The organism is Candidatus Protofrankia californiensis (genome assembly GCF_900634765.1).
Classification (GTDB): domain Bacteria; phylum Actinomycetota; class Actinomycetes; order Frankiales; family Frankiaceae; genus Protofrankia; species Protofrankia californiensis.
Genome location: NZ_CAAAFT010000147.1, coordinates 31026 through 34142 on the forward strand (window position 1 = coordinate 31026; position 3117 = coordinate 34142).

The following is a 3117-nucleotide window of genomic DNA, read 5'->3' on the forward strand; positions in this document are numbered from 1 at the left end:
CGCTGAGCGTGCCGGGGAACTGACAGGGCGGATCAATGGGTTACGGTGATGTTCCACTTCTGCTGCTCGCGGTGGTAGCCACGCTGTTCGCGGCCGGAATCGGATGTATCGACGCCGCGCTGACACGGGTCTCCCGGGTCGCGGTCGACGGATTCGTCCGTGCGGGACGCCCCAGAGCCGCGAGCCTGGCCACGATCGTCGCTGATCCGGGGCGGTACCTGGCGCTGCTGCTGTTGCTGCGGATCGTCGGGGAGATGGTCGCCGCCGCGTGCGTGACCGTCATAGCGGTACACACCTATGGTGCCGGGTTCATCGCGGTTGGTTTCGGGGCGCTGGTCGGCACCCTGTTCGCCTACATCTTCGTCGGAGTCGTGTTCCGGACGCTGGGCCGCCAGCACGCCCCGGTGGTGGCGCTCGCGACCGCGGGGCTCACCAGCTGGCTCGGCCGGATGTTCGGGCCGCTGCCGCGGCTGCTGATCGCGTTCGGCAACGCGGTCACCCCGGGCCCCGGCTACCGGGACGGCCCGTTCGCCACCGAGGCGGAACTGCGTGACCTCGTCGACCTCGCCGAGGAGAACGACGTCATCGAACGCGGCGAGCGTGACATGATCGCATCCGTCTTCGAGCTGGGGGACACGCTGGTGCGGGAGGTCATGGTCCCCCGTCCCGACATGGTCTACATCGAGTCGGTGAAGACCGTTGCGCAGGCGATCTCGCTGGCACTGCGCAGCGGCTTCTCCCGCATCCCGGTGACCGGGGAGACCGTGGACGACGTCGTCGGGATCGCCTTCCTCAAGGACATGGTCGGCCGTGAACGCGAGGGCTGGGATACCCGGCCCGTGTCGGACGTCATGCGGCCACCGGCATTGGTGCCCGAGAGCAAGCACGCCGACGTTCTGCTGCGCGAGATGCAGGCTTCCCGGACCCACATGGCGATCGTCATCGACGAGTACGGCGGGACCGCCGGGCTGGTCACCATCGAGGACATCCTCGAGGAGATCGTCGGCGAGATCACCGACGAGTACGACGCCGAGATCGTGCCGGTGGAGTGGATCAACGACGATACCGCCCGCGTGACCGCCCGGCTCGGCGTGGACGATCTGCGCGAACTGTTCGGCACGGATGAGCTGCCCGGCTCCGACGACGTGGAAACGGTCGGTGGGTTGCTGGCGAACGCGCTGGGACGCGTGCCGCTGCCGGGAGCGACGGTAACCGTCGGAGTGGTCACACTCACCGCCGAGAGCGCTGCCGGCCGGCGCAACCAGATCGGTACCGTGGTGGTGCGCCGGTCGCCGGGCCAGGCCGAGGACTCCACCGCCGGTGGGTCCGCGTCCGTGTCCGCGGGGGACACGGACGGCGGCGACACGCCCAGGGGTGAGGTGTCCAGGGGCGACGTGTCCAGGGGTGATGCCGCTCGCGCGGGCAACCACCGGGCCGGCAGGGAGCGGGCCGGTGCTGGCCGGGCTGGTAAGAAGCGTACGGATGGTACGGGTAGTACGGGTAGCGATACCGCGGACGCTGCCGGCGGTGACAACAGAGGGGGGCAGGGCAGCGACGTGGGTGCCACCGACCCGGTCACGCGTCGTGCCGCTTCCGGGGCGCGTACATGAGCTTCGATGAGGCAGGGGCAGGCGGCGTGTCAGAGCTGGACGTGGATGGACGGGCCGGAAGCGGACGGGAGGCGGCCGGGGACGGGGGCGCAGAGTCCGGCGGTCGCGTCGCCGTCACCTGGATCGACCATGGCTCGCTGGCGGCCGAGGACGCCAAGCTCGTGATCCTCGCCCGGTCGGCGAGGCTGCGTGCCTACGTCCCGTGGGGCGGTACCGCGACGGCGGAGGGCGCGGCTGTCCGTGACACCGACGGGCGGACCTACGCGGCGGCGACCGTGGAGAACGCCGAGGAGCGGCTCACCGTGTCGGCGCTCGCCGCCGCGGTCGTCGCGGCGGCGTCCAGCGGGGCGCGCCGCTTCGAGGCGGCGGCGATCGTTTCCGAGCGTGTTTCGGGACCGGAGCCGGAGCCGGGCGCCCTGAACGTCTCGGGTCCGAGTACGTCAGGCCTGGGCGCGCCGGACGTGCCGAGGGCTGACGACCTGCTGGTGCTGGGCGAGTTCGGTGCCGGCGTGCCGGTGTTCCTCGCCGGCTCCGACGGCGTGGCCCGGGGCCGGGTGACCACCTAGTGGCCAGCTCGGTGGAGACCGGACCACAGTTCCGGTCCGGGTTCGCCTGCTTTGTCGGGCGTCCCAACGCGGGCAAGTCGACGTTGACCAACGCGCTCGTCGGCTCGAAGGTCGCCATCACCAGCGGGCGCCCGCAGACGACCCGGCACGCCGTCCGCGGCATCGTGCACCGTGACGACGCCCAGCTCGTCCTGGTCGACACCCCCGGCCTGCACCGGCCCCGGACCCTGCTCGGCCAGCGGCTCAACGACGTGGTCCGTGCGACCCTGTCCGAGGTGGACGTGGTCGCCTTCTGCGTCCCCGCGAACGAGGTGGTCGGTCCGGGTGACCGGTTCATCGCCGATGAGCTCGCCCGGCTGCCCAAGCGGACGCCGTTGGTCGCGGTCGTCACCAAGAGCGACCTGGTGCCCGACCGGGACGCGCTCGGCGCGCAGCTGCTCACGGTCTGCTCACTGGCGGACTTCGCCGACGTGGTGCCGGTCAGCGCGGTGTCGTCGTTCCAGGTGGGGGTGCTCGCGGATGTGCTGGTCGGACGCCTGCCCGCCGGCCCGCCGCTGTACCCCGACGGTGAGCTGACCGACGAGCCCGAACAGGTGATGGTCGCCGAACTGGTCCGCGAGGCCGCGTTGGAGGGCGTGCGCGACGAGTTGCCGCACTCGCTCGCCGTCGTCGTCGAGGAGATGATCCCCCGCGAGGACCGGCCGGCGGACCGTCCGCTGCTCGACGTCCACGTGAACGTCTACGTCGAACGGCAGAGCCAGAAGGCGATCGTCATCGGGGCGAAGGGCGCCCGGCTCAAGGACGTCGGGACGCGGGCCCGCACCCAGATCGAGGCGCTGCTCGGTACCCCCGTCTACCTGGACCTGCACGTCAAGGTGGCCAAGGACTGGCAGCGCGACCCCCGCCAGCTCCGCAAACTCGGCTTCTGACCGATCTCGATC

Annotated in this window: 3 protein-coding genes; all 3 read left to right on the top strand. The window is 71.2% G+C overall.

Annotation, left to right across the window (positions count from 1 at the left end; all coding sequences use genetic code 11):
• Window positions 1-35: 35 nt before the first annotated feature.
• From DD1DGNOD_RS08750 to era, 3 genes are read left to right on the top strand one after another with little or no spacing between them, the layout of a single operon-like run.
• A complete protein-coding gene (locus tag DD1DGNOD_RS08750; RefSeq protein WP_131766055.1) occupies window positions 36-1610 on the top strand; it encodes a hemolysin family protein in 1575 nt (524 codons plus the stop codon).
• Window positions 1607-2176: a hypothetical protein gene (locus tag DD1DGNOD_RS08755; protein WP_131766056.1), complete on the top strand. Its 570-nt coding sequence runs from the start codon at window positions 1607-1609 to the stop codon at window positions 2174-2176. Before DD1DGNOD_RS08750 ends, DD1DGNOD_RS08755 begins: the two co-directional genes overlap by 4 nt.
• Complete coding sequence (era, locus tag DD1DGNOD_RS08760; RefSeq protein WP_206443032.1) at window positions 2176-3105, top strand: GTPase Era; 930 nt, start codon at window positions 2176-2178, stop codon at window positions 3103-3105. The genes DD1DGNOD_RS08755 and era overlap by 1 nt, the downstream gene beginning before the upstream one ends.
• Window positions 3106-3117 lie beyond the last annotated feature (12 nt).